Source organism: Neobacillus sp. NPDC097160 (assembly GCF_044762155.1).
Lineage (GTDB): Bacteria > Bacillota > Bacilli > Bacillales > Cytobacillaceae > Neobacillus.
On the sequence record NZ_JBIWDU010000008.1, the window covers coordinates 222547 to 245104 of the forward strand.

Here is a 22558-nt window from a genome sequence, read left to right on the forward strand (position 1 = left end):
AATATGTTCTGTTTTTTAAAAACATATTCATGATACTTTGTCCATATAAATGAATATAGGGTTATCTTGATTATGCGTGAAGGCGGTTGAAGGGATGAAAGAAATTGGTTTTTTTCCTGCTTTTATCGAAAGTTATTTTATTGCCTTAGGAGTCCTGCTTGGCGGGTCGTTAATAGGCGGAATTGCCGCCTTCTTAACCGGACAGCCTCCGCTTACGACCGTTTATCGCTTGTCATCAGCACTCAGAATTTGGGCCATAGTTGCAGCGATTGGCGGGACGTTTGATGCGGTTTATACGTTTGAAAGAGGCATTTTAAACGCGGACACAAAGGACCTTTTTAAACAATTATTATTAATTCTTTCTGCCTTAGGCGGCGCCCAGACAGGTGCCCTCATCATTAATTGGCTCACCCAGGAGTATATTTCATCATGAGAATTCCGCCATTATATCGCAAACCTGCATGGCAGCGTTTTTTTGCTGGGATGGCTATTGGCGGCGCCATAAGCTGGTGTATCTTTTTGTATATTTATGGTGTCTGGCAGGAAGAGAATACCGAATTGCTCCACAAACAGCAAGAGGACATCGTTGATTTAAATAATGAAAAAAAGATTTGGCAGGAAGAATATAAAGAATTGAACAAGCGGAATATTGAAAAGCTGACAGTCCAAAAGCTTACCATCAAAATCACTAATTCGGAAAAATATAAGCTGGATTTATTAAGTGTTCAGGAGACGGAAAACGCAGTTAACGATGATATTAGTATGATGCTGGCAAAGGATTTAGAGACAGTCTATAAAAGCAGGGATCTGCTAAAAAAAATTATCGAAAACAAACCGGTAAAAATCAATGAAAAAAGGTACAAACTGAAGGTTAAAGAAATGGTTATTTATACAACCGTAATAATCCAGTTAGAAATTCAATTTGAATGAACGGCCCAAATAGGGCCGTTCTGTTTATTTTGATTGTTTTTCGCACACCTCGTTCAGTTCCTTTAAGACATCATCCACTTTTTCCCATGAATAAATCGATGCACCTGATGCAAGCGGATGTCCGCCACCATTAAACTTTCTGGCAACTCCATTGATGACCGGTCCCTTTGAACGGAGCCGAACACGGATTTGATCCTCTTCCTCAATAAAAAAGACCCATGCGACAATTCCTTTCACATCCCCTAATATACCAACAAGTAAAGATGCTTCTGCCGGCCTTGCACTATATTCTTTTAATAAATCCTTTGTAAGCATAACGGAAGCAACACCGTTTGCCTGAAGCTCGAAATTTTGAAGGACATACCCCTTTAACTTTATTATATTTGGTTCTAATTCATACATCCTGTCAAAAAGCTCAGTCCGTGAAAAATTGTAGTGTATCAATTCCCCGGCATAGGCGAATGTTTTATCTGTTGAACTCGGAAAAAGAAATCTTCCCGTATCCCCGACAATTCCGGCAAATAAAAGTCTTGCCGCTTCATCATTCATTTTTAAGCCTGAAGCTTTTCCTTTTAAGTAAAATTCATAGATCATTTCACTGCACGAGCTTGCGGTTGTGTCGACCCATAACAAATCCCCATAAGGATCTTCGTTTGGATGATGATCAATTTTTATTAGCTTATCACCCAGCGGGTAACGCCTGTCACATATTCTTTCAGCATTAGCGGTATCACAAACAATAACCAATGCCCCTTTATAGACTTCATCCTCAATTACATCAAGCCTGCGCATGTAATTAAGCGTCTGCTCTTCCTGCCCAACTGCATATATCTTTTTTTCCGGATAGGATTCTTGTAGTATGGCAACTAACCCGCCTTGCGAACCATAGGCATCCGGGTCAGGACGGACGTGACGGTGAACAATGATGGTTTCATATTGTTCGATAGTTGCTAAAATTTGCTCAATCATGGACACTGCTCCTTATGAACCAATAATGGCTTTTTTTTAATTTACACGGTAAAATAGTAGATGATTTTTAGAAACTTGGAGGAACAAATTATGTTTGTACTTGTTATTTTAATTGCCGTGTTATTTGCCTTCTATTTATTTTATAAAACAAAATACTTCAGAAGCAACCGTCAAGTAGAAAAGAAATGGCTTTCTGCAAAAGCAAACATTGCTCTGGGCCTTTTTGTCTGCTTATTTGGTATCAATCATTTGCTATTTATCTCCGAATCAACTGTTTCTTATATTGTGGGAGCCATATTTACTATTTATGGGGCCGTATTCAGCTGGATTGGTTTTAAAAAGTATAAACACTATCTTCCGTTTGCCATTGAGGAAGCAAACATGCATGAAGCTCAAAATTAATATTTAAGCCGCTTCTCAAGGCTTGAGAAGCGGCTTTCAATTTTTAATATGACTCCCGAGAACACTCTAGTTCCGGTCAATCAATTGACACATCATCATCGCTTTTCCGACCAATATACCTTCATTGAAAACTTCCACATCTACCTTTCCAAACTTCCGTCCTACCTCAAGTATTCTTGGGAAAATTTCTAATGTACTCTCCATTTGAACAGGTTTGATAAAGTAAATCGACATATTTTCTACCACTAAATCACCTTTTTTATAGCTTCGTAATACCCGGTTGGCTGCGTCTGAGACTATGGTGGTGAATACGCCGTAAGAAATCGTTCCAAGGTGATTGGTCATTTGCGGCGTCACTTCGCAAGAGTAAACTTCCTCACCCTTTGGTTTGCCCTGCATTAATACCATTTGATTGGTCACGATGTCATCAATGGTTTCACCAACTTGCGGCTGCCGTTGGTTCATTTGCAATGCCTTTAAAACATCCTGCCTGCTAATAATCCCTTCTAACCGATTTGAGTCATCGGCAACCGGAAGAACTTCAATCCCTTCCCAGACCATCGTATGGGCGGTGGATGCAACACTTGTTTTTCCATTTACCGTCATTGGATGTTTTGTCATAATCTTATCGATAGAGACTTCCATATTCTGACCTAAAATGTCCTTACTTGTGACCATACCCTGAATCTTCAAGTTTTGATCCACTACGGGGTAACGGCTGTGTGTTGTTTTTTGATTAAATTCATGCCATTTTGACACCTTATCGGATGTTTTTAGATAAAAAGTATCCGCAAGAGGCGTTAAAATATCTTCTACTAATATAATTTCCTTTTTAATTAATTGATCGTAAATGGCACGGTTAATCATCGTGGCAACAGTAAAGGTGTCATAGCTTGTTGAAATAACCGGCAGTTCTAATTTATCTGCCAGTTTTTTTACATGCTCTTCCGAATCAAATCCTCCGGTAATCAGCACAGCGGCTCCTGCTTTTAAAGCTAACTCATGTGCCTGTGTCCGGTTCCCGACAATTAACAGGTTACCTGCCTCGGTATAGCGCATCATTGCCTCTAGTTTCATCGCACCGATTACAAATTTATTGAGGGTTTTATGCAAACCCGTTCTTCCGCCTAATACCTGTCCGTCCACGATATTGACGACTTCAGCAAACGTAAGCTTTTCAATATTTTCTTTCTTCTTCCGTTCAATTCTAATGGTGCCTACTCGTTCAATCGTACTGACATATCCTTTATTTTCAGCTTCCTTAATCGCTCGATAGGCTGTACCTTCACTCACGGTCATCGCCTTGGCGATTTGCCGCACTGATATTTTTTCCCCGATTGGAAGTCCATCAATGTATTGCAAAATTAGTTCATGCTTAGTAGCCAAGACCTTCACCCTTTATAATCCGAATTCCTACTCTTTTAGTCAGTTTAATTTATCCGCTAAATTCTATTATAAAGTTTAAAAAGCCTTGGTTCAATGCGGTTCATTACATTATCACACTTTTCTTAGTAAAAGGACCGGGATTTTTTCTTGGTGCGCTGTGCCTGTAGCCTTTGTGCTTGCTTTTTCGGACTATAAAGAAGTCCTGTCAGATTTCCGGCCATCACAATCAATGCAAAGGCAAGCCACATAATGGCGAAAAGTCCTTGTGTCCCTTCTGCAGTTACTGATAATTTCGGTACAGCAATATAAAGCATAAATCCACACAGAAGCAAGCATAGTAAATATCTGTTCTTTTTCATACTTTTTTCCCCCTTCATGATAAACACTGCTTGTTTCATCTTTATGCAGACAGGAGGAAAAAAAGTATGTGAAACCACTAGTACAGTTAAATTTCTATCGCTTCACCAGGGGCTAGTACTTTCCCATTTTGATCTTCAAGCATGGCAATAAAGTGATTTGGGTCTTGTTTAATTGGCGGGAAGGTATTAAAGTGAATCGGTACAACTGTCTTTGCCTTAAGGAGTTTAGCTGCAAAGGCAGCATCTTCAGGCCCCATTGTAAAATTATCACCAATCGGTAAGAAGGCTACATCAATCGGATGGCGTTCGCCAATCAGCTTCATATCAGAAAACAATCCTGTATCACCGGCATGATAAATCGTCTTGCCTTCATTACTGAACAAAATACCCGTTGGCATGCCACAATAAATGATTTCATTTTTATCTGTGATATAACCTGAACCGTGAAAAGCTTGGGTGAGCTTTACCGTTCCAAAATCAAATTTGTATGAACCGCCGATATTCATTCCGTGGGTTTTGACCCCTTGCCCGCTAAGAAAATCGGTAAGATCTGCACTTGCTATCACAAGAGAATCGTTTCTTTTCGCTATTGCGACCGTATCCCCGACATGATCGTTATGTCCGTGCGTTAAAATAATCGCATCCGCTTTTACTTCCTCTGCCTTTAAATCTGTTAAGCCATTGCCGTTAATAAATGGATCAATTAGGATCGTTTTTCCATTTGTTTGAATTTGGACAACTGCATGTCCATGGTAAGAAATTCTCATTTTCCCAACTCCTCTTAAATTGTTATTATATGTACTTCCATAAAAAGTTTCAAAATCCTTCTAGATTTATTCCCATACCTCCCTCGTTTTAGCTTAATATAAGCTCAGACAGTTTACATTCTCCTTTTATATTGATACTCTCATTATGGATTTTATTTTTTAAAAGGGGGTTCCCTGCACATGAATCAGCGATTAGTTAAGCTTCAAACATGGATGAAGGAAAATGGAATTGAAGTAAGCTTTCTTACTTCTTCCGAAAATGTATTTTATTTAAGCGGTTATTATACAGACCCGCATGAAAGATTGTTGGCCCTTGCTGTTTTTCAAGAGGAAGAACCGTTCCTCGTCTGCCCGGCGATGGAAGTACCAGATGCCAAACGTTCCGGTTGGGGGCATGAAATCATCGGTTATAGCGACATCGAAAACCCATGGGAAATGATTCAACATTCCATCAATAAAAGAATCAACGGCGTTTCAAAGGCCGCAATTGAAAAAGAACATATGAATGTCGAACGCTATGAGCATCTATCACAGTTGTTCCCTAAGGCATCTTTTGTTTCTGCAGAAGAAAAATTACGATTGTTACGGATGATTAAAGATGCCAAAGAATTAAAAACAATTGAAGAGGCTTGTGCCCTTGCCGATTATGCCGTTGAATTCGGTGCAAGTGAAATCAAGGAAGGTAAAACAGAGCTGGACGTCCTTAATACCTTAGAGTACGCCCTAAAGCAAAAGGGTGTAACCGAGATGTCATTTTCGACCATGGTGTTAACCGGTGCAAACGCGGCTTCCCCTCACGGTAACCCGGGCGAAACGAAAATTCAAAAAGGTGATCTCGTGTTATTCGATTTGGGTGTTGTTGTCGATCGATATTGTTCAGATATCACAAGAACGGTTGCTTTCGGGGACATTAACGACAAGCAGAAAGAAATTTATGATACTGTTTTAAAGGCACAGCTCGCTGCGATAGAGGCAAGTAAGCCAGGAGTTACAGCAGCAGAAATAGACCTTACGGCTCGCCGAATTATTGCAGAAGCAGGATATGGAGAATATTTTCCACATCGTTTAGGCCACGGACTTGGAATAGGTGTCCATGAGTATCCTTCAATGACCGAAACAAACCAGCTGGTAATTGAAGAAGGAATGGTCTATACAATCGAACCGGGAATTTATGTGCCAGAGGTGGCAGGTGTTCGAATTGAAGATGATATTTATATAACGGCTGACGGGGCAAAAGTTTTAACCAACTTCCCAAAAGAATTACAGATTCTTAAATAAGAAAATTGGTTTTTTTTTACATTGAACTTTAGTAGAAATTGATGTAATATACAAATACAAGCTGCGTTGTTCGTACTCATAATAAAGTTTTAACCTTTAAGCTGTAAAAGGGAGTTTAACTATCGATGCCGGAATGACAAGCCTCTGTCTATAAGACATGGAGGACACGCAGAAAGGTTTCTGAGAACACCCACTTTGAGGAGTGGTGGTTTAAAACTTTCTTATCTTACTACGGCAAATGCGGCTGTACATTATGTATTTCAAACCAGCTCTTTATGGAGCTGGTTTTTATTTTCATTATTGCTGGTTTAACAATGTTTTTGTATCTGAGAATTCCACGCCATGTGCTTCAGCAACAGCTTGATAGGTTACATAACCGCCTAAAGTATTGATTCCTTTTAACAATGCCTCATTTTCAAGGCATGCCTTTTGGTAACCCTTATTGGCAATAAGGACAGCATATGGAACAGTCACGTTTGTTAACGCAATCGTTGATGTTCTTGGTACCGCACCAGGCATATTGGCTACGGCATAATGAACAACACCATGTTTAACGTAAGTTGGATTGTCATGTGTGGTAATCCGATCCGTTGTTTCAAAAATACCACCTTGGTCGATGGCAATATCAACCACAACGCTGCCAGGCTTCATCGATTGAATCATCTCTTCACTAACAAGCTTTGGCGCCTTCGCTCCAGGGATTAAAACAGCACCAATGACTAAATCAGATTCCTTTACCGCTTCGGCAATGTTGTAGGGGTTAGACATTAACGTTGTCACGTCAGATCCAAATATATCATCTAATTGACGAAGACGATCGGGATTTAAATCAATAATCGTTACCTTTGAACCTAGACCGATTGCCATTTTCGCCGCATTTGTACCTGCTACACCTCCGCCAATAATCGTAACGGTTCCTCTTTGTACCCCTGGAACACCCGAGAGAAGAATCCCCTTTCCACCATAGACCTTTTCCAAAAATTGAGCGCCGATTTGCGCTGCCATCCTCCCGGCAACTTCACTCATTGGCGTCAATAATGGCAGACTTCTGTTCGCTAACTGAACTGTTTCATAAGCAATCCCGACTACTTTATTGTCAATTAGCGCTTTTGTTAATTCCGGTTCAGGTGCTAAATGTAAATATGTAAATAAAATTAAACCTTCACGGAAGTATTGGTATTCGCTTGGCAGCGGTTCTTTCACCTTCATGACCATATCCATGGACCATGCTTCAGACGCGGTTTCCACTAGCATTGCACCTGCAGTACTGTAATCTTCATCCAAAAATCCGGAACCAAGTCCCGCACCTTTTTCAATAAAAACCTCATGGCCAAATTTCACTAGGTTCACTACTCCGGCCGGTGTCATCGCTACACGGTTTTCATTATTTTTGACCTCTTTAGGTACCCCAATCCGCATGTGCTTACCTCCAAATAAATTATTTCATCGTAAAGAAACAAGTCAATATTAATATATCATCTTTCCACAGGAAAGATGTAACATCTAAGCATCTTTATGGAAGATGGGAAAACCATACTTTTTATTTCCTGCTTCTTCGCACCATCAGAAGAGCTTTACCAGGAGGGCAAAGCTCTTCGCACAACCTGTTATTAATAATAAGGGTATGGGTACCCATAATAATATGGGTCGTAATATGGATATCCATAACCGTACCCATATGGACCTGCTAATAATGCCCCTGCTGCTAACCCACCCAAAAACGGCAAACCAAAACCAAATCCCGGACGACCAAATCCAAATCCCGGACGACCAAATCCAAACCCTGGCCTTCCAAACCCACCAAACCCACCAAAGCCATGACCGAACCCTCCATGAATCCTCTCATCTACGTTTGCGGGCATCCCATACATTTCTGTATTCATTTTTCTCCTCCTCAATTTTATTACTTCACACACTAAAGAATATGCAAAATTGAAAGCAATCTCTTGGGTAAAGGCCCTGAATGACCGAATTTCCCATGACAGATAACTACTTATCGAATAGTAAAAGGCTGTCCAATGTGATGGACAGCCTTTTACTTACTTGAAAATTCATTTAGTCCTCTGCTACTGCATAATCATCGCTGTCAGCAAGGGCAGTACCTTCCCCAATAAAACCACTATTATAAGAGTTCATAATTTGTTCACTTACTTCATTTACACCTTGTTCAACAAATTCAAATGAAAATTTGTTATTTGGATCCCGCTTTTCCATCGCCATTTTGCAATTCCCCTTCCATGGTAAGTTCCTTCATTATTGTTCGAAAAATTGCAACAGTTATACGTTGTTAAATATTGTATAATCAAGGTGAGGAGATGATAGTCATGGGACTTAAATATCAAAATATTTTAGTCGCAATTGATGGGTCGAAGGAAGCAGATTGGGCATTTCGAAAGGGGATTGAAATCGCCAAACGGAATCAGGCAAATCTTTTATTAGTCCATGTCATTGACACAAGGTCATTTGCATTAATTGAAGCCTACGACACTGTCATCGGTGATCGAGCAGAAAAGCAGGCAAAAGATATGCTGGAAAATTATCAAAAGCAGGCTGTTGATGCAGGATTATCAAATGTTCATTTCGAAATTGAATTCGGCTCTCCTAAAATCCGTATCCCAAGAGACTTGGCTAAAAAACATAAGGTTGATTTAATCCTCTGCGGTGCTACAGGAATGAATGTAGTGGAAAGGTTTTTTATCGGAAGTGTTTCTGAACATATTACCCGTTATGCACCATGTGATGTCCTTGTCGTTCGGACAGAAAAAGATTCCGAAAAATAATGGAGGATATTGAAGCACGGAGCGAATTTGCCCCGTGCCTATTATTTTTCCCTATTAAAATCGTGAATGGCTTACCAATCTATAGTAAAATAAAAGCAATAACACAGCATGGAGGCCTCTTTAAATGATAGAGCATTTTTCTTTTGATCAACGTCTTGGCATCTCCCTCCCTGATTTAACAGTGGACTGGGATGAATACTGCAAAGAAACCCAGCAGGAGATTCTGTTAAATTGGGAGCAAATCCGCGGTTCCATCCCTGACCGTATTGCAGAGCTCGAGCAGGAAATCAACCATAAGCAAGAACAGCTTTCAAACGAAAATGACTTCCCTCGCTCTTGTCAATTGAACACAGATATCGCAGACCTTGCCTCCATCATTAATGATTTATGGCTTTGGTACCGAGCAAACCAAACAGTTTCCGGCAAAGTACATCAATAAGAAAAACTCCCTTTTTGCAGGGAGTTTTTGCTATTTACAGATCTTTTTTGATTTCCCTTACGACATGTCCGATTTCAGGCAGGATTAACTTATTCATCGCAAGCTTAACTGCTCCAGTTGAGCCTGGAGTTGAGAACACAGCCCTATTTTTAGACACTCCGGCAATTGCCCTGGAAAGAATTGCTGCAGAGCCGATATCTTCCTGATAACTTAGCATTCTGAACAATTCACCAAAGCCAACGATTTCCTTGTCCAGCAGACTTTGTACTGTTTCAATCGTTACATCACGCTTGGCAATTCCTGTCCCGCCATTCGTAAGGATTACATCAATGTCTTCACGGTCACAGCCTCTGAGTATTTCATTTTGAATCGGCGCCGCCTCGTCCTTAACAATGACATAATCAACAATCGTATGTCCTGCACCTTCCAGTAGCTCGATCATCAGCTTACCGCTTTTGTCAGTCTCCTTATCTCTTGTGTCACTAACTGTAATGACTTTACATTTAACCGTCTTCGGTGCTTCTTTTTTATGTTCTTGCGTGCTCATCCTGAAAATTCCTCTTTTCCCTTGAGATAACGAAGTTGATAATATTTATGGGCAAGGTCCGTTACTTTTCTCGTTAATTGATAATTAGCCCCTGCACCTATGGCCATACTAACGAGCGGAATCCCCTGAATGACCTTTTTTCGAAACAAGGTGATGACCAGCGCTTTTAATAGTTGTTGAACGGGCTGCTCCAGCCAAGTAATATCGGTGATTTCGTCATTACCTTCATAAAAATAATGCTCATCATTTCCCTCCAACTCCACCATCAATGAGGTCCATCCCTCTTTTTGAATTCTTGGCGGTAATGTTGCCGTATGAAAAACTTTTAATGATGTCATAATCTCATATGGCGTATTCACCTCAAATCCGTAGGTCATCGCAATTAATTGAACAACCCTTAAATTAATGACTGCCATCGCCGGGATGTCGGTGCTTAAGAGAAGCGTGCCCCCTGTTCCGGCTAGTCCCCCTTGGGCAAAAGAATAGAAGCGGTGCCTCGCTATTTGCTGCTCTGCTATGTATTGTAATTGATCAACTTCTAATTGCTTTAAGTCTGCTATTTTTTCTATATCTTTATGAAAAATTCTTCCCGAAGAAAGAATTCTTTCTTTTGCATCCATTTGCAGCTGTGAGCCTTGTATGATCCCATGTAAATGAAATAACCACGTATCAATGACAGAAAAAAATTGTCGTTGAATCTTATCAGGCAGTAACGTGAAAGTGCGTTCCAAATATTTTTCATAAGTTATTTGGAAGTCATTTGCCTCGTAATTAAGTAAATTTTTTTCCCACAACCGTATTTCATTTAAAATGTTTGTTTCCCGGTCTGTCAATGGCATCACAGAGGCCCCCTTCTTTAACAAAGCTTCTTTTTCCAGTATATCACAAAGAATTAAAACGCGAAAAAGGCAAAAGCTAGGTTGCTTTTGCCTTTTTCTTATTTATGCGTGCCAGCTAACCGAACTACGTCGCGGGCAATCATTACTTCTTCATTTGTTGGAATGATTAAGACTTTAACTGGTGAGTGAGGATAGTTGATGAATGCTTCCTCGCCTCTTACTTTGTTAAGAGCCGGATCCCAATAAACGCCCATAAATTCGAGACCTTTTAAGACGTTTTCTCTAATTGTGTCACTATTTTCACCGATACCGGCAGTGAAAATAATCGCATCTACACCAAACATACGAGATGCATAGGAACCAATATACTTATGAATCCTGTTTGCAAACACATCTAATGCTAGTTGTGCCCGTTCATTGCCTTTTTTCGCTTCAATTTCAATATCCCTTAAATCACTTGAGAATCCAGATACAGCTAACATTCCGCTCTTTTTATTTAATACATCAAGAACTTCGTCTGCTGTTTTATCTGTTTTTTCCATAATATATGGAATAAGCGCCGGGTCAATATTACCTGAACGTGTACCCATTGTAACTCCTGCAAGTGGTGTAAAGCCCATGGAGGTATCTATGGACTTTCCGCCTTCGATCGCAGCGATACTTGCCCCATTCCCTAAGTGGCAGGAGATTAAACGAAGTTGTTCAACTGGTCGTCCTAACAGTTCGGCTGCACGCTGGGAAACATATTTATGGCTTGTGCCATGGAAGCCATATTTACGAATACCATATTCTTTATAGTATTGATATGGAAGACTGTACAGGAAAGAACTTTCAGGCATTGTTTGGTGGAAAGCTGTATCGAAAACAGCAATTGCTGGGACATTCGGAAGCACGCGCATGAATGCCTTAATGCCGGTAAGATTTGCCGGATTATGCAATGGAGCTAATTCCGATAGCTCGTTAATTTTATTTAAGACTTTGTCCGTGATTAGAACTGAATCAGTAAAGGTTTCTCCTCCGTGTACAACTCGATGGCCAATACCGTCAATCTCATTAAGTGACTTGATAATTCCTAAAGTCGTTAATTTATCTAACAGCATTTTTACGGCGACTTCATGGTCTGGAATATCAATTATTTCTTGGATTTTTTCGCCATTGGCAGTAATATTAAAAATTGAATCTGTTAGACCAATTCTTTCAATCAGCCCTTTTGTAATAACTTCTTCGCTTGGCATTTCAAATAATTGAAACTTCAATGAAGAACTTCCTGCATTTATTGCAATAATTTTTGCCATTTTCGTTACCGCTCCTTTTATATAACAATATCGATTCAATATGATTTATGGATAGTACACCTTATTTTGTGCAAACCGACTTTGTTTATTTCCCTCAATTCTTCATTTAATCATTGAAAATCGTACATATCAAGGGATAATTTCAGTGGCAACGGTTTCAAGCAAAATGTTCATATTTTCACAAATTTCTTATTATAAAAAAAGGATAAAACCGGTAAACTTGACCAGTTTTATCCTTTATTTTCTTGAAACCATTTTTCAATTTTGGATAAAATGCTATCCATCCCTACAGCACTTGATAGACTCGGCAAGTTTACGAGTAATGCCTGCTTTGGAGGTTGAACGCCTTCTCCCTTTTTTTGCAAAATCAAAATACTCTTGGCTGAATTTTTATTTTTAAACATACTTGTTGGTAAATGCAGCAGTCCCTGAATAATCAGATTTTCTTTAATAAATTCATGAAGCTGGGGTGCTTGCTCACTTTCAAATAGGCCGTTCGGAACTAGAAAAAATAAATAGCCGCCTGGGGTGGTATGCTTGACACTTTGTTCAATAAATAAATGATGGGAATATGAGTGACCTTCCTTAGCCATTAACTGATAATCTGCCGCTCTGATATCATTGGGATAAAAGCCAATTGGCAAATCTGCAATGACCGCCTCAACTGGATCGATAAACAACGGCTCCAGGCCGTCCTGATTGAACAGTTGAACAGGATGCTCTTGTAAATTGGCATTTACATAGGCAAGTTTGATCAGGATGTCGTCAATCTCCACTCCGATAGAGGTAATATTTTTATGGACATGATTTAAAACGGTTGTTAATAAATTTCCTGTTCCAACGGCAGGGTCGAGGAGTCGGAAGGACGGCTGCTTCATGAATCTTTCCACAAGGTAACCAACCAGCATCCCGACAGAATCTGGCGTCATTTGATGGTTGGGCTGCACATTTTCCTTCATCCCTTTTAGAATTACAAGCTGAAAGGCTTTACGAATATCTTCATTCGAATATTTGACCAAATGAATCTCTTCATATTGTTTCTTAAGCCTTTTTAGCGTCAGCTCACTTAGCTCTTCCTGAAGGATTGCCCCCTGAAATAAATTTTCACCTGTTTCGGCAAGTGCCTCTAGGTAACTACAGGATAATTCCTCTTGTAAAATAAGAGCTGTTTCGTTAAATAATGTAAATAGCTGTTCAACTGGAGAAATTTTCATTGTTCCCCTCCATTACTAAATTTCCTTATCCATTTTATACGAGTATGTATTTTTTAAACAAGTATAAAGGCCTCGCTACCTGAGCCGAGGCCTTTTTAAAGTCTTTCAATTATTTTGCCGCTTTTGCAGCCTCAATTGCAGCTTCGTAGTTCGGGTGGTTCGTTGCTTCACTAACATACTCAACATATGTCACTGTATCGTTTGAGTCTACCACGAAAACAGCACGAGCTAATAGTCTTAGTTCTTGGATAGCAACCCCATATGCTTCTCCAAAAGAAAGGTCGCGGTGATCGGATAATGTTTGCACATTTTCAATGCCGCTTGCTGCACACCAGCGTTTTTGCGCAAATGGTAGGTCCACGCTCACTGTTAAAATTTTAACGTTTCCTAAGCTGTTTGCTTCTTCATTGAAACGGCGTGTTTCTGCATCACATACACCTGTATCTAAAGAAGGTACTGATGTAATTAAACGTACTTGCCCTTTTGTATTGTTTAACGTTACTTCTGATAGGTCATTCGCAAGTACTGTAAAGTTTGGAGCCTTGTCACCAACTTTTACTTCGTTCCCTAATAGCGTGATAGCATTTCCTTTAAATGTTACATTTGCCATTTCCTTCGTCCTCCTTTGTCGTATTAAAGCAAATCCCTTTGTAAAAGCAATTTAACTTTAAATATGTACATTGTAAATATATCTTTTCAAAACTACTTTTGCAATTATTTGAAACTGATGGAAATCAAGAAAAAAGTTAATCTTCCAATTTAGTGGAAGATTAACTTAAGGGAATTACAGTTCCAGATCAACTTTTGGCTGCTGTTGGTTGTTTTGCTGCTGTGTATTCTCGTCTTTTTTCGAGAACATTTGCTGAATTTTATCAACTGCCTGCGGTGCAAGTTCTAAAATCTTTTCGTACAAATGGGTACTTTCATCGAGATGAAGCATTTTGACACCATGCGAGTTTACAATTAAAAACGCAATTGGGGTGATCGAAACACCGCCGCCGCTACCGCCGCCAAAAGGAAGCTTTGGTTGTCCCTGGCTTTGTCCTTGTCCTTGACTTTGCCCTTGACTCTGCCCTTGTGATTGAGAACTATCGAGTTTGAACTCACTACCTCCAGCAGCAAATCCAAATCCAACCTTTGATACTGTTAAAATAACACTTCCGTCAGGGGTTTCAACTGGATCCCCAATGATGGTATTTACATCAATCATTTCTTTTAAGCTTTCCATTGCGGTTGTCATCAAACCTTGAATTGGGTGGTCAGACATGTCTATTTCCTCCTCTTTCAAACGGATTTCGTTTTTTCATTTTTAAAATTGTTGTTGCTTTTAGCGCGCGGTTTTCCGCCCTTCCAGAATTTAATCAGTTTTAATCCTGCGAGAATAGCATGCCCGATTCGAAACTGAAACATACACGAAAATCTTGTTTGAATAACGGCTGCTTGAAAATGGGGAGTAACCGATAAATGCGGCAGTTCCTTCAATCGTAAATAATGACTCAGAAGGCCAATGATGCTGCCTTTAATTGCCCATAAAGCCCCTGTAGCCATACCGGTATAGGCAGCATCCCCCACGCCAACGAATGAATCCCATTCCAATTTTTTTATTGTCACCTTTCGTAAAAACTTCCTGACAATCACATGAAAATTGAAAACCTTCTCCAGAAGTTCTTTCATTTTTTTAAAATTTGTCGTCACATCCTTTTTGGTGATTTGGTTTACCCTATGTTCAGGATTCACGGCGGCAGCATCACCCATATGTGAATGACTTTTTACCACGACACTTGGTGAATTATCATCAATTTTTATTAATGGAACATTCATTTTATATTTAATTAACCCAAACCACACCCTTAGCTCTACCTTTAAATCATCGTTGTCATTGTGATGATAATAATTTACAAGAATCGTTATTTTTGAAAAAATAATTAAGATGAATAAGAACAATAGGATCGATAAAGAAAGCCACAGCCAAAACAATTTGTTCACAACCTTTCAGCCTATTATTATTTACTTATGGAAAAAAAATAAACCTACCAACTGGACGTTGATAGGTTTGATCTATTCCTATTTTACCGCTCCACATGGATGACGGTGGTATCAGTGAAGATGTCATGCAGCCCTTGCTTTTTTGGTAAAAAGGCCACAATGATATAGCCGATAATGATTGTTGCTGATATAAAGCGGCCAATCCATTCACGAAAAAGAATGGTTCCCCAAGATAATTCATCATTTTTTAAGTCCACTACCTTTAAACCAAATACCATTTTTCCAAGCGTTTGCTTAAAATATTTTGTCATCAAAACAAAATACAAATAAAAGATAACCGCTGATGTAATGGTAATAGGGGCAAACATGTTAAACTCGGATAAAGAAATATCGAGTGCTCGAAATACTGGTTTTACTAGGATTCTTCCTATACTGCCAACCACAATTAAATCAAGCAGATAAGCCCAAAACCGCATCCAGAAACCGGCATACCGAACTGGAAGGCCTTGTATCTGGTAATCTCCAGTGGAAAAAACTTTGACACTTTCATCGTCTATTTGATATGACGTGGTTTCCTTCATTACTTCTTGATCATCATTCGTTTCCATTCACTTTGTCCCCCCTTATTCCGCATATAAATACATCAGGCGCGGTGAATTTGGTTTGGAAAGAATTTTCATGAGTCCCGCCATTTCCACATTATCGCCGATTAACTTTTTTGCCTGGAACTTAAATAGGGAGCCAAAACCAAGATCGTCCGAATAACGAACTACCTTTGCACCTTTTAGCTTTTCTTGCTTTTTCATTTGAGTGATGACATCTTCTAGGTAGCCAAAATCATCAATAAGCTTAATTTCTTTTGCCTGCCGCCCATCATACACACGGCCATCGGCAATCTTCTTCACTTCCTCCACACTCATATGGCGGCCCTCTGAAATGACTTTGACAAACCCTTCATACGAATTATCGATCATCTTTTGTAAAATTTGCCGTTCATCTTCTGTCATTTCTCTTGTTGGGCTCATAATGTCTTTATATTTTCCGCTTTTAATCGTAACAAAATCCACACCATATTTATCGGCCAAGCCCTTGTAATTATATCCTTCCATAATCACCCCAAGTGACCCTGTTAATGTTTCAGGGCTGGCAAAGATTTTTTTTGCTGCCGTTGAAATATAATATCCCCCTGAAGCGGCCATGGAGCCCATTGAAATATAGACCGGTTTTTTACTTTTCTTTTGGATGTCCACAAGCTTGTCGTGAATTTCTGCACTTTCAACGACTCCCCCGCCCGGAGAGTTCACTCTGATAATCACACCCTTTACCGTATCGTCCTCTTCAAGATAGTTTAACTTTTTCATAAAATCTTGATGATTATAGCCTGCGCTTTGCAAAAATGACCCTGGTTCGCCACTATCCTGGATGACCCCATCGACATCGAGAATCACGATTTTCTTTAATTCGCTGCCATCTTTGACGACTTCCTCGGTAAAAGCCTGTTCAGTAGTTGCCATAAAATCCGTTAAATCCGTTTCAATTCCTTTAAAAGCAAACGCAGATAAAAGATTAATCACAATTGAAACAAAAAATAATGCCGCAGCAATTCCAAGAGCAGCCCATCGTTTTCCATTCATATGTATATTTCCCCCTCTTTCGTTCGTCTAAAATTCACATCCCTGCTTTCATATTGTTTCAAAAAAGTGCTAAACTAATTTCAGACTATCATTATTTTACCAAAGATTAATTTCCAAATGTTACACTTTTTTCATTACCTTACAGGAGGACCAGTTTATGGAATTAAGACGTAATATTTATTTTTATCACAAGCGGGATGCGGACATGCTTTCAAAAGCAGCTCCTCTAGTCGAATTGGCTGAACGGTATGGTTTTGCCATCGTTAAAGATTATAAGCAGGCAAATATTATTGCCAGCATTGGTGATGATGGTACATTTCTGCAGGCTGTGAGGAAAACGGGCTTTCGTGATGATTGTCTTTATTTGGGCATTTCAACTCAAAATAGTTTAAGTATGTATTGCGACTTTCGCATCAGTGATACTTCCAAAATGATCGAGGTCATGACCACAAATGAACACATTGAAGTCCGCCGCTATCCATTGATTGAAGTGAACGTGGATGGTAAGGGGACATTCCCTTGCTTGAACGAATTCAGCATTCGCTCGTCTATTATTAAAACTCTCGTCATAGATGTATTTGTTGACCAGCTCCATTTAGAAACGTTTCGCGGAGATGGGCTGATTGTTGCGACACCAACGGGTAGTACTGCCTATAATAAATCGGTGAATGGTTCGATTGTCGACCCGCTCCTCTCCTGCATGCAGGTAAGTGAGGTTGCCTCAGTAAACACAAACCGCTACCGTACGCTTGGCGCATCCTTTATTGTCGGAAGCGAGCGGACGCTCACCCTCAAGGTAATATCAGAAGGCAATGACTATCCGACAATGGGAATGGATAATGAGGCATTAAGCATCCGTTATACGGATAAAATTCAAATAAAAATTAGTGATAAAAAAATTAAAACCTTAAAACTAAAAGACAACTCCTTTTGGGATAAAGTCAAGAGAACATTTTTATAACGAAAAAACCTTATCCCTGCTGCGGATAAGGTTTTATTATTATAGGGTTGCGCGCTTTTCTTTGCGCCATTTTAAACCTTTTTCAGACAATAGCTTTGTTTTGGAAAGCGAATAAATCGTTAGGGCCGACCAAATAAACAAAAAGGCTAAAAGTTGTGATTTTGTAAAATGCTCTTGATAGACAAAAACACCTAAAATTAATGTTAAGGTTGGTGCAATATATTGCAGGAAGCCGAGGAGCGAGAGCGGAATTTTTTGCGCTCCTTTTGCAAAATAAAGCAGTGGCACCGCTGTTGCGACACCCGCACCCATTAATAGCAAATCAGTTCCAACGCTCATGGTTAAAAAGGAATTCGAACCATGTACAAATAAGAAAATCATATAGATGGCCGCGATTGGTGAAACGACAAGCGTTTCTAATGTCAAACCAACGGCAGAATCCACATTAATCAGCTTTTTAGCCAACCCATATGAACCAAAGGTTAGAGCCAGGGAAATCGCAATCCACGGAAATGTACCATGGGAAATTGTCATGATTAATACCCCAACAGCTGCCAGAATGAAGGATCCGTATTGGTAGATTGTTAATTTTTCCTTCAGGACAATCATTCCCAATAAAATACTGATAAGCGGATTGATATAATAACCAAGACTAGCTTCAATCATATGGCCGCTATTAACTGCCCAAATATAAATAAACCAATTCCCGCTAATGATTATCGAGGCAAGCGCCAGCGCGTACATTTGTTTTTTATTTTGGGCAAATCCTTTAAGGGTACGGACAAATAATCCCCACTTTTTCGTAAAGAAAAGAATGATCAGCATAAAAATAAACGACCAAAAAATGCGGTTTGCAAGGATCTCCATTGCATTTACTTGATCTAAAAATTTCCAATAAATCGGCAGCAGTCCCCAAATAAAATAGGAAACACCAGCATAAATGGCTCCCGTCTTTGTGTCTGTCTTTTTCATATGTCTCCTCGAGCCCCTATTCTTTCAAGTTTCGAAATATCTTCATTATAACGTGAAACTACAAAAATAGGGGGATTTTTTACCTGCAATTATTCCTTTCCAAACACAATCTCCCCGCCAATAATGGTCATCTTTACTGGAACATCTGGTATTTCGGTAAAAGGAATTCTAAAAATATCACGATCGAAGACGGTGAAGTCAGCCAAAAATCCATTTCTTATCATTCCGCGGTCGTGCTCATGACAAGCGGCATAGGCACTGCCTTTTGTATATAAACAGACGGCATCATATACACTTAGTGCCTGTTCTCTTCCATAAACAATTCCTTTTGGATCATTTCGATCCATCCTGGTGACCGCAGCGTGGATGCCGAATAATGGATTGGGCAATTCAATCGGTGCATCAGAGCCGCCGGCACAATGAAGGCCTTCATTTATGAGCGTTTTCCAGGCATAGCAATAGTCCATTTTGCTGCTGCCTACTCGGTCAATGACCCATGGAAAATCAGAAGCAAGAAATACGGGCTGGATATCGAGGATGACTGGGAGTTTCTTTGCTCTATCAATCAGGTCTTGACGCAAAATTTGCGCATGAATCAGCCGGTCTCTCCCGGAACCAGCAAGTGGATGGGCTTCAATCGCGTTTAATACATATTCAAAGGCTAAATCCCCAATTGCATGAACGGCAACAGGAAGGTTGTGAGAACGTGCTTTAGCTACTAAGCCATTCAATTCCTCTTGACTAAATATGGCTACTCCATTTGTCTCCGGTGCATCATGATAGGGATGGCTTAAGAGTGCCGTCCTCCCACCGAGAGCACCATCTGCAAAAATCTTCATTGCACCAAACTCAATCCACTCGTTACCGGTTAAGAAACCCGCACCTTCGTTCACCATGTTATCAATAACCTCGTGATGCACAAGTAAATGGGTACGGAATTTATATCCCTCCTCTTCGATTACCTTTTTAAACGTCTTGTATGTGCGATAGAATCCCCCGTAATAATGTAAATCCTCGGTATGAACACCGGTAACCCCTAGCTGATATAAATCTTTAATCGATGCCCGCATCGCTTTTTGTAAATATTCTTCTGAAACTATAGGAACGGCAGCCTGTATAAAGTCTTGGGCCGTATCTTTTAGAAGACCGGTTAAACCTGCCTCCAAATCTTTTTCGATAACTCCCCCCGGCGGACTGTCTGTATCTTTAAATATACCTGCTAGTTCCAATGCCTTTGTGTTCACGATCATGGCATGGCGGCAAATCCGCTTTAACATGATGGGGTTTTCAGTGTTGATTTCGTCCAATTCCCTGTGATGGATCATTTCTGGCCGGCTCCAAAGGTTCTCATTCCAGCCCTCGCCAATGATCCATTCACCTTTAGTGCAATCCCTTGAATAATCTTTTACTGCCGCTAAAACTTCTTCTTTCGACTTCATCTTTGATAGGTCAAGTCGGATTAATTTTTCCCCGTGGCCAATTAAATGGATATGACTATCCACAAACCCGGGAAACATCGTGCCGCCTTTCAGGTCGACCCGTTCCGTGATCCTTTCGTTAAAACCTTCTTCCAATTGCTTTTTATCACCTGTTTGAACGATTCGGTCTCCTTCTGTAAAAATAGCTTCTACCGTTGTTCCTTCGTTTTCAAGCGTATAAATGATTCCCCCATACCATAACTTTCCCATGTTCATGTCCCCTTCCGCTTTAAAGTAAACAAGCAGACGGTTAAACAACACCGCCTGCTCTTCTTTTTCAAAAATTAAACTTGTTTTTGCGATTCCATTTCTTTTTGACGGAGCTCAATCCGGCGAATTTTCCCTGAGGTTGTTTTCGGCAGATCGGTCAAATACTCAATTTTCCTTGGGTATTTATATGGAGCTGTAAGTGTTTTTACATGCTCCTGCAAGCTTTTCGTTAACTCCGGATTCCCAGGGTCGACATCGTCTTGTAAAACGACAAATGCTTTGACAATAAAGCCGCGAATTTCGTCAGGGCTGGCGACAACGGCACACTCTTTGACATATGGATGTTTCACCAGCGCATCCTCTACTTCAAACGGCCCAATCGTGTAGCCTGAGCTGATAATAATATCATCACTGCGGCCTTCGAACCAGAAATAGCCTTCTTCATCCATTTTCGCCCTATCACCTGTCACATAGTAATCGCCGCGGAATTGCATGGCGGTTCTTTCCGGATCTTTATAATAGTTTTTAAATAAGGCAGGTGTTTCGACATGGACGGCAATATCGCCAACTTCGCCAACGGCACAAACCTGGCCTTCGTCATTAATAATTTCTACCCGGTTTCCAGGTGTCGGCTTGCCCATTGATCCCGGCTTCAGTTCCATCCCTTTTGTTACCCCAACAAGCAAGGTATTCTCTGTCTGCCCATAGCCATCACGGACATCGATCGTAAAATATTTTCTAAAGGTATCAATAACCTCACGATTCAATGGTTCACCTGCAGAAACAGCACTATGAAGGTTTGGTAATTGATATTCTGCTAAATTGTCCACCTTTGCCATTAAGCGATATTCTGTCGGTGTGCAGCAAAGGACGTTGACATCATATTTTTGCAGCAGGCTTAAATATTTTTTCGGTTCAAATTTTCCGTTGTACACGAGGCCAGTGCCGCCTGAGCCAAGAACGGATAGGAATGGACTCCAAATCCACTTTTGCCAGCCGGGGCCGGCTGTTGCCCAAACGGTATCGCCTTCTTCAATACAAAGCCATTTGGCTGCTGCAGTTTTTAAATGGGCAAAGGCCCAGCCATGTGTGTGGACAACGCCTTTTGGATTTCCAGTTGTTCCAGATGTATAGGATAAAAAGGCCATATCATTTCGTAAGGTGTCGGCAATTGTGAATTCATCGCTGGATTTTTCCATTGCGGCATCCAAATGAATCCAGCCTTCTTCCTCTGCTCCAAGTGTAAACTTAACAATTGGTTGTGTTTCGGTAATATGTTCAAATTGATCGACGTAAGGATAATAACTGATAACGGCCTTTACATCACCATGCGAAATACGATACTGCAAATCTTTTTCCCGTAGCATTTCTGAACTAGGAATGACCACCATTCCTGCCTTTAATGCGGCCAGATAAACAACATATGCTTCAATCAGACGAGGTACGATTACGAGAACGACATCGCCTTTCGTTAAACCATTCTGGATAAAAACGTTCCCAGCTTGGTTTACCTGCTTCATTAATTGCTTATATGTAACTTCCTTTGTTTCACCTAATTCATTTTCCCACTTTAAGGCAATTCTTTGCGGATCTTTAGCATAGCGCTCCATTTCAGAAACAAGATTATACTGTTCAGGTGCAATTAAGTCTTCGCGTTTCATAACTCTCCCCCTAAAATAATTTTCTTATACTATTATTATACAAAGAGAATAAAAATTTGGAAATATTAATAAATTTTCATTTACTCCTAGTACCTAGTACTAATTATATACCTAAAATCTAAAAGTGAAAACAAAAAGAGAGTGGGAGGAAGCCCTCCGCACTCTCTGTAGCCATCGTATTTATTTTTGATTAACGAGAAAATCCGCCGCCTAATTGAGACTCAGCCATTTGAACTAGACGCTTTGTGATTTCACCACCAACAGAACCGTTAGCACGTGAAGTAGTGTCAGCACCAAGCTGTACACCAAATTCAGAAGCAATTTCATATTTCATTTGGGAAAGAGCTTGTTCAACACCAGGAACTAATAATTGATTTGAATTGTTGTTTGCCATGTGATATCACCTCCTTGTGAGTATAGAATGTGTAGAACCAACAAGCTTCATTCTATA

At 40.1% G+C, this 22558-nt stretch carries 27 protein-coding genes and 1 other RNA gene; 8 read left to right on the forward strand and 20 right to left on the reverse strand.

The genetic code is table 11. From position 1 onward, the window contains the following. The first annotated feature begins 94 nt into the window (after nt 1-94). Together ytrH and ytrI are read left to right on the forward strand one after the other, a co-directional pair. Nucleotides 95-433, forward strand: coding sequence for a sporulation membrane protein YtrH (ytrH, locus tag ACIQXV_RS13680; protein ID WP_402959658.1), 339 nt, complete (start codon nt 95-97; stop codon nt 431-433). After that, nucleotides 430-930, forward strand: a complete 501-nt coding sequence (ytrI, locus tag ACIQXV_RS13685; protein ID WP_402959660.1) for a sporulation membrane protein YtrI — start codon at nt 430-432, stop codon at nt 928-930. Before ytrH ends, ytrI begins: the two co-directional genes overlap by 4 nt. A gap of 24 nt (nt 931-954) precedes the next feature. Here the strand turns inward: ytrI and ACIQXV_RS13690 are convergent, their stop codons facing one another. Next, the gene (locus ACIQXV_RS13690) at nt 955-1899 is read right to left on the reverse strand and encodes a DHH family phosphoesterase (protein ID WP_402959662.1); all 945 of its coding nucleotides are present in this window, start codon (nt 1897-1899) and stop codon (nt 955-957) included. Between the two features lie 90 nt (nt 1900-1989). On the opposite strand from ACIQXV_RS13690, the gene ACIQXV_RS13695 reads away from it, so the two are divergent. After that, complete coding sequence (locus ACIQXV_RS13695) at nt 1990-2301, forward strand: YtpI family protein (RefSeq protein ID WP_402959663.1); 312 nt, start codon at nt 1990-1992, stop codon at nt 2299-2301. A gap of 66 nt (nt 2302-2367) precedes the next feature. On the opposite strand, the gene ACIQXV_RS13700 is transcribed toward ACIQXV_RS13695, so the two are convergent. From ACIQXV_RS13700 to ACIQXV_RS13710, 3 genes are all read right to left on the reverse strand, one after another. Next, nucleotides 2368-3687: a DRTGG domain-containing protein gene (locus tag ACIQXV_RS13700; RefSeq protein WP_402959665.1), complete on the reverse strand. Its 1320-nt coding sequence runs from the start codon at nt 3685-3687 to the stop codon at nt 2368-2370. A gap of 122 nt (nt 3688-3809) precedes the next feature. Beyond that, the gene (locus ACIQXV_RS13705) at nt 3810-4046 is read right to left on the reverse strand and encodes a hypothetical protein (RefSeq protein ID WP_402959666.1); all 237 of its coding nucleotides are present in this window, start codon (nt 4044-4046) and stop codon (nt 3810-3812) included. A gap of 86 nt (nt 4047-4132) precedes the next feature. Continuing rightward, entirely contained in the window at nt 4133-4813 is a 681-nt protein-coding gene (locus tag ACIQXV_RS13710; RefSeq protein WP_402959668.1) for a metal-dependent hydrolase, read from the reverse strand. Between the two features lie 180 nt (nt 4814-4993). Here ACIQXV_RS13710 and ACIQXV_RS13715 point away from each other — a divergent pair, with 180 nt between their 5' ends. Continuing rightward, complete coding sequence (locus ACIQXV_RS13715) at nt 4994-6091, forward strand: M24 family metallopeptidase (RefSeq protein WP_402959670.1); 1098 nt, start codon at nt 4994-4996, stop codon at nt 6089-6091. A gap of 55 nt (nt 6092-6146) precedes the next feature. Continuing rightward, nucleotides 6147-6342, forward strand: a non-coding RNA gene (gene ssrS, locus ACIQXV_RS13720) — 6S RNA. Nucleotides 6343-6388: 46 nt separating this feature from the next. Here ssrS and ald read toward each other — a convergent pair. From ald to ACIQXV_RS13735, 3 genes are all read right to left on the reverse strand, one after another. Next, nucleotides 6389-7510 (reverse strand): alanine dehydrogenase, encoded by a 1122-nt coding sequence (gene ald / locus ACIQXV_RS13725; protein WP_402959672.1) that lies wholly within the window; start codon nt 7508-7510, stop codon nt 6389-6391. A 191-nt stretch (nt 7511-7701) separates the two neighbouring features. Continuing rightward, nucleotides 7702-7974, reverse strand: a complete 273-nt coding sequence (locus ACIQXV_RS13730) for a hypothetical protein (RefSeq protein ID WP_402959674.1) — start codon at nt 7972-7974, stop codon at nt 7702-7704. Nucleotides 7975-8146: 172 nt separating this feature from the next. After that, nucleotides 8147-8311 carry a hypothetical protein gene (locus tag ACIQXV_RS13735; RefSeq protein ID WP_402959676.1) on the reverse strand — a complete coding sequence of 55 codons (165 nt, stop codon included), beginning with the start codon at nt 8309-8311 and terminating at the stop codon, nt 8147-8149. A 104-nt stretch (nt 8312-8415) separates the two neighbouring features. Here ACIQXV_RS13735 and ACIQXV_RS13740 point away from each other — a divergent pair, with 104 nt between their 5' ends. Beyond that, nucleotides 8416-8871 carry a universal stress protein gene (locus ACIQXV_RS13740; protein WP_402959678.1) on the forward strand — a complete coding sequence of 152 codons (456 nt, stop codon included), beginning with the start codon at nt 8416-8418 and terminating at the stop codon, nt 8869-8871. A 124-nt stretch (nt 8872-8995) separates the two neighbouring features. Further along, nucleotides 8996-9310 carry a hypothetical protein gene (locus ACIQXV_RS13745; protein ID WP_402959680.1) on the forward strand — a complete coding sequence of 105 codons (315 nt, stop codon included), beginning with the start codon at nt 8996-8998 and terminating at the stop codon, nt 9308-9310. A gap of 34 nt (nt 9311-9344) precedes the next feature. Here ACIQXV_RS13745 and ACIQXV_RS13750 read toward each other — a convergent pair whose 3' ends face one another. The 9 genes from ACIQXV_RS13750 to sppA form a co-directional block, all read right to left on the reverse strand. Beyond that, nucleotides 9345-9857 (reverse strand): MogA/MoaB family molybdenum cofactor biosynthesis protein, encoded by a 513-nt coding sequence (locus ACIQXV_RS13750; protein ID WP_402959682.1) that lies wholly within the window; start codon nt 9855-9857, stop codon nt 9345-9347. Further along, nucleotides 9854-10696, reverse strand: coding sequence for an EcsC family protein (locus tag ACIQXV_RS13755; protein ID WP_402959744.1), 843 nt, complete (start codon nt 10694-10696; stop codon nt 9854-9856). Before ACIQXV_RS13755 ends, ACIQXV_RS13750 begins: the two co-directional genes overlap by 4 nt. 98 nt (nt 10697-10794) lie before the next feature. Then, entirely contained in the window at nt 10795-11991 is a 1197-nt protein-coding gene (locus ACIQXV_RS13760; RefSeq protein WP_402959684.1) for an acetate kinase, read from the reverse strand. A 230-nt stretch (nt 11992-12221) separates the two neighbouring features. Then, nucleotides 12222-13205: a class I SAM-dependent methyltransferase gene (locus ACIQXV_RS13765; RefSeq protein WP_402959686.1), complete on the reverse strand. Its 984-nt coding sequence runs from the start codon at nt 13203-13205 to the stop codon at nt 12222-12224. Between the two features lie 109 nt (nt 13206-13314). After that, nucleotides 13315-13815, reverse strand: a complete 501-nt coding sequence (gene tpx / locus ACIQXV_RS13770; RefSeq protein WP_402959688.1) for a thiol peroxidase — start codon at nt 13813-13815, stop codon at nt 13315-13317. Between the two features lie 174 nt (nt 13816-13989). Continuing rightward, nucleotides 13990-14472, reverse strand: coding sequence for a GerW family sporulation protein (gene ytfJ, locus ACIQXV_RS13775; RefSeq protein WP_402959689.1), 483 nt, complete (start codon nt 14470-14472; stop codon nt 13990-13992). 17 nt (nt 14473-14489) lie between these two features. Continuing rightward, complete coding sequence (locus tag ACIQXV_RS13780) at nt 14490-15191, reverse strand: DUF2953 domain-containing protein (RefSeq protein ID WP_402959691.1); 702 nt, start codon at nt 15189-15191, stop codon at nt 14490-14492. An 83-nt stretch (nt 15192-15274) separates the two neighbouring features. Further along, complete coding sequence (locus ACIQXV_RS13785) at nt 15275-15799, reverse strand: RDD family protein (protein WP_402959693.1); 525 nt, start codon at nt 15797-15799, stop codon at nt 15275-15277. 15 nt (nt 15800-15814) lie between these two features. After that, nucleotides 15815-16825, reverse strand: a complete 1011-nt coding sequence (gene sppA, locus ACIQXV_RS13790; protein ID WP_402959695.1) for a signal peptide peptidase SppA — start codon at nt 16823-16825, stop codon at nt 15815-15817. Nucleotides 16826-16982: 157 nt separating this feature from the next. Here sppA and ACIQXV_RS13795 point away from each other — a divergent pair, with 157 nt between their 5' ends. Next, on the forward strand, nt 16983-17786 hold the full coding sequence (locus ACIQXV_RS13795) for an NAD kinase (protein WP_402959697.1): 804 nt from the start codon (nt 16983-16985) through the stop codon (nt 17784-17786). A 39-nt stretch (nt 17787-17825) separates the two neighbouring features. Here the strand turns inward: ACIQXV_RS13795 and rarD are convergent, their stop codons facing one another. The 4 genes from rarD to ACIQXV_RS13815 all read right to left on the reverse strand — a co-directional run bounded on the left by rarD (nt 17826) and on the right by ACIQXV_RS13815 (nt 22501). Beyond that, on the reverse strand, nt 17826-18758 hold the full coding sequence (gene rarD, locus ACIQXV_RS13800; protein ID WP_402959699.1) for an EamA family transporter RarD: 933 nt from the start codon (nt 18756-18758) through the stop codon (nt 17826-17828). An 89-nt stretch (nt 18759-18847) separates the two neighbouring features. Beyond that, nucleotides 18848-20446: an amidohydrolase gene (locus ACIQXV_RS13805; RefSeq protein WP_402959701.1), complete on the reverse strand. Its 1599-nt coding sequence runs from the start codon at nt 20444-20446 to the stop codon at nt 18848-18850. 74 nt (nt 20447-20520) lie between these two features. Continuing rightward, nucleotides 20521-22107 (reverse strand): acyl-CoA synthetase MbcS, encoded by a 1587-nt coding sequence (mbcS, locus tag ACIQXV_RS13810; protein WP_402959703.1) that lies wholly within the window; start codon nt 22105-22107, stop codon nt 20521-20523. A gap of 190 nt (nt 22108-22297) precedes the next feature. Beyond that, nucleotides 22298-22501: an alpha/beta-type small acid-soluble spore protein gene (locus ACIQXV_RS13815; RefSeq protein WP_402959705.1), complete on the reverse strand. Its 204-nt coding sequence runs from the start codon at nt 22499-22501 to the stop codon at nt 22298-22300. Nucleotides 22502-22558 lie beyond the last annotated feature (57 nt).